Raw genomic sequence first — 4,492 nt, 5'->3', positions numbered from 1 at the left:
TTATCATCTCGACGATCTCGCTTTTTTCGTGTAATCGTAATGGTTTCGAGCGTTGGTTCTTCGATTTCTGGATTCGCAGTATCTTCAGCTTCATTGAAAAGGGAAAGTTGATCTGGATTGGTCTTCTCGCTGGAAGAACCAAAACGACGCTGTTGACTTAACCGAAATTGCTCCTCATACCATTTTAGCTTTGCTTCCAAAGCTTCCTTCTCTATTTCAAGCTTTTCGTTACGCTCTTTATAGTATTCAATTGATTCCTGATTTTTGGTGTCTGTATTTTTCATAGTTTCATTATACGAAAGAGAACCCGAATTGACTAGTCGGATTCTCATTTTTCTTGATTTATAGAATGGTACGTGCTTTCACTTCTGGATGCGCTTGTTTCTGTTCAATAGATAGCCCGTCTAATAGCCAGCGTAGTTGGCGGGGACTGATATCCATTGGTGCCTCAGTGGTCTCGAACCGTCCCCATGTTTCCTACTTAATCCACCATCCTGCTTTCTTTCGATTTCTCAAATGTTTTTTGCATTCGAGTGGCGAGCAGTGGTTTTAATACGATTCCAACAAAGAACGCTAGAAGCATGAATAAGAGTAGAATTGTCATATCCTTTAGAACGAGGATTGGAATCATTCCTCCTACTGCTTCTCTCAATAGGTTAATCGCATAGGTAAATGGCATAAATGCGTGAATCGATTGAAAAAACGGTGGTGCGACATCAATTGGGAATGTAGCGCCACTGCTTGATAACTGAAGCACAAGTAAAATAATTGCAAGTCCCTTACCGATATTCCCTAGGATGGATGCTAGCGTATAAACGATTGTCATCAATACAACTGAAATAAAAATAGAAAATACGACGAATAGAACAGGATGTTTTGCGTAAATGCCAAGCAGTTGTAGATTTCCAATACTAACAACAAGTCCTTGTAGAACACCGACGATTAAAAATAAAATAAGTTTACCAAAGTACACATGGCGAATAGTGTAATCTTTTCGCATATCAATGGGATGGACATTGGTTGTAATGGAATTGGATAACAACAGTGCCCCTACCCAAATACTTAGTACTGTATAAAACGGCGCATTTGCTGAGCCATAATTCGGGATTTCAAATAAACGCTCTTCTTTTAGATGAATTGGACTTGCAAAGAAGTCACTTTCCTCATCTAAATCATTTCGTAAAATATTGATTAAATCATTGATTTTATCCTCTTCCTCAATCTCACTGAAGTGATTTACCGTCTGATGAATAACCTCTTCAAACTCAGGCAAATACTCGCGACTGTAATGATTCAATTCACTTAATGAATCTTTCACCTTAGGAACTTCTTCTTCTAAAATCGTAGCTACATGATGGTATCTTTCTTCGATTAAAGGAAGTTCCTTGCGCATCATGTTAGCTACTGCATGCACCCTATCCTCGATTTGCGGTAGTTTTTCATCAACAAATGCCGCTAAGGTTTCGATAACCGTAATTGCTTTTGGAAGCTCGGCTTCTGTTTTTTCAATGAGACCTTTTACTTTCGCTTCCACATCAGGTAAGTCATTGAGTAGCTTCTCTATTGTTTCTCCACCCGTATTTATTATCTGATCAGCGTGGGCTAGTATGTCACTAAGTGAATCTAAATCGGAGTAAGCATCCATTAATCTATTGTTCGACTGCCCATACCGCTCAATTAAATCTGTAAAGGCTGCAGTAAGCGTCTTTCCCGATTCCCAATTTATAGAGTGAGCCAAGTGTTCAGATGCTTGCTCGACTCTTTGGGTTCTTTCACGAACGCTGTTGAATTGATTTGAGTCGATACTTCCTTGTTCCAGCTCATTTTCTAGTGAAACCAGAACTTCTTGTAAAGCGGATAAGTCCTCTCTCAGACTCACCAATTCACGAACCGTTGCTTGGACATCTTCATTTTGCTTGTCCTTATCTAACAAATTATATAATTCGATTGTTTGGTCGATTACATTGAGCTGATTGATTAATTGCTCGTTTATTTTTGTGATGGTTTCAGTTACTTCATCTAGCGATTCCTCATTTTCTAGCATAGCAAGAACTTGATTGGTCATCTGAGCTGCTCTATTTATAAATTGAAGTTGTTGTTTAATGATTTCATCTATTGTAACTGCAGACTCAGAAGCTTCATCAATAAATGTTTGTAACGCCTCAATATATTCTTCTGCTGTTTCCTTTTTTTCAGCTAATGCTGGGATTGCTTCCTGCATACGGCCAATAATCTCTTCCGCTCTTTTCGTTTTCTCGTAGGCTTCTTCCAACTGCTCCGTCACTTCAAAAAAACGATTGCCAATCGCGCTTATATCTTTAATAGCTACTTCCATTTCTGGAATGGATTCCTCTAGCTTAATCATCTTCGCACCTAACTGATTAATTTCTGGAAACTTCTTCTCCAAGTCATAGATTAAATTGGCACCCTGATGAATTTCTGGAAAATAGCCCCCTATTGCTAAAAATTGTTCAACACTATCATCAATCTCATCCCAGTCTTCCTCGACACCAATTAATCGTTCCGCGAATTGATTAATCTCTGGGAAACGCTCCTCAAGCTCACCGATGATATGCTTTAGTCTCCGCATGGTCGGAAGTCCTTCTTCCATTCGAATGCCGAGCTTGTCAAATTGTTCAAAAAGGGCTTTTGATGTTTCTTCGATGAACTGATTATTCATTCCCGTAACGATTGCTGAAGCTCCAGCTGATGTCATTTTAGGAGCAATTGCATTGATTTTCTCATTCACTTGATACAATACTTCCGCCTGCTTCGGTTCTCCATCTAGAATCTGGACCAAGTCCTGCGAAAAAGCTTCCTCGATATAAATGGCAGCATATATATTTCCAAGCTCTACTTCATCCTCTGCTTCTTGTTTGGAAAGAAATTGCCAACCAAAATCGTCATTATCTTTGAGGTTTTCAACAATTTCCTCCCCTATATTTATTAGTTCCCCTTCTATTTCTACCCCTACATCTTCATTTACAACAGCAATTTGTATACTCTTTGTATTTGCATAAGGATCCCATGTAGAACCTAGATTAAACCATGCATATAATGCAGGTAAAATAGTGAGTGCGATTAGCAGAAGACCGATAAAAGGAACTCGCTTTATATTCCTTAGATCTTGCTTAAAGATATTCCAAACGTTTTTCATAACTTCCTCCAATATTATAAAGTAACTATTGACTAGAATCGTTTTCCGGTCAACTTAAAATAAAAAATGAAGTTAAACTTCATTTAGCAACACGCTACTCCTAACTAAATATGCGTTTAACTTATTTGTGTATGTACTAGTATATAGATAATTTATTTTTTATTACCTATTCCCTCTATAAAATACATCTTAATGAAACCTGTAATTTCATCTTGATCCAGTGCTTGGTGCCGTTCTTTCCAATCATTCACCAGGTTTATATACATTTTGAACATTAGAAATGCTGTCATTTTAGGATCACACTTTTGCAGTTCTCCCCGCTGAATTGCTGCTGTGATTTTCATTTCGATAAATTCACAGATTTCATCTTCGACCTCTTGCAGCACTTCAATTACTTCAGGGGTCCCCATATCCTTTACTTCTTGGGAAAGCTTAATCATTAACTCATGCTCTTCCTGGAATTTAGTTATCGCATGCAAGGCTGCGTTGAAATTTTTAACAAACGGATCTTCCTGTATAATCGCACCTCTGGCGACTTGTCTCATCTCAATAACATATAATTTAATAATTTCATTTAGTACATCCTCTTTGGAAGAAAAATACGTATAAATTGTTCCTTTTCCTACTTGTGCTATCTTTGCTATTTGGTCCATCGTCGTTGCCTTGTAACCAAAATGGCTAAAAGATTTCATCGCGGCATTAATAATGTTCAACTTTTTATCCTGAATCATTAACAAATTCTCCTCATAATGACTATAATACTATAACGGTCAATTGTTAGCCTAACATGATGAATGGTATAAAGCAAGTTTAAAAAAGAGAAATGCGGAACCCCCTCTGTTAGGATAAATGTCGTAGGATACTTTAGTGTTATACTTAAGTAACTAACACGGAGGTCAATCGATATGACAGGAAATAGAGTACGCTATTCGAAGGAACAAAAAGAAGCTATTGTGAAACGCATGATGCCACCAAGCAATGAAGCAGTGAAGCAGTGAAGCAAATTGCCAAAGAAGAAGGCATCACAGAAGTGACCTTGTACAAGTGGCGTAAGGAAGCACGTGCAGCTGGTGAAGCGACAGGTGCCAATTTATATGCACTGCAAGATTTGCATACAAAACTATACATCTTTGATAAACATTCGGTGATAACTGGATCAGCAAACTTCACATTTAAAGGTTTTTTCAAAATGTCTGATATGAATAACTTCACTAGCGTTGCATAAATAATGCCAGAATTTTCAGTTTTAATCTTTTTTCTATTAGAGCCAAAAAAGTAAATACCCAACTAAAGGTGGCTCCATTCATTTTTTTTACAATATACAATTAGACTTGA

4 protein-coding genes are annotated in these 4,492 nt (G+C 37.6%); 1 reads left to right on the top strand and 3 read right to left on the bottom strand.

Annotated features, from left to right (window positions below):
• From M3210_RS19405 to M3210_RS19395, 3 genes are all read right to left on the bottom strand, one after another.
• Nucleotides 1–284, bottom strand: a 284-nt coding sequence (locus M3210_RS19405) for a transposase (protein ID WP_251517858.1), incomplete at its 3' end; no start/stop codon positions are given.
• Between the two features lie 197 nt (nt 285–481).
• Nucleotides 482–3,157, bottom strand: coding sequence for a YhgE/Pip domain-containing protein (locus M3210_RS19400; protein ID WP_251517856.1), 2,676 nt, complete (start codon nt 3,155–3,157; stop codon nt 482–484).
• Between the two features lie 152 nt (nt 3,158–3,309).
• Nucleotides 3,310–3,888, bottom strand: a complete 579-nt coding sequence (locus M3210_RS19395) for a TetR/AcrR family transcriptional regulator (RefSeq protein ID WP_251517853.1) — start codon at nt 3,886–3,888, stop codon at nt 3,310–3,312.
• A gap of 263 nt (nt 3,889–4,151) precedes the next feature.
• Between M3210_RS19395 and M3210_RS19390 the strand changes: the two genes are divergently transcribed.
• Complete coding sequence (locus M3210_RS19390) at nt 4,152–4,382, top strand: phospholipase D-like domain-containing protein (RefSeq protein ID WP_251517850.1); 231 nt, start codon at nt 4,152–4,154, stop codon at nt 4,380–4,382.
• Nucleotides 4,383–4,492: the final 110 nt, after the last annotated feature.

It is taken from the genome of Oceanobacillus luteolus (assembly GCF_023715655.1).
GTDB classification, from domain to species: Bacteria; Bacillota; Bacilli; order Bacillales; family Amphibacillaceae; genus Oceanobacillus; species Oceanobacillus luteolus.
This window is presented reverse-complemented; position numbering and strand designations above follow the sequence as displayed.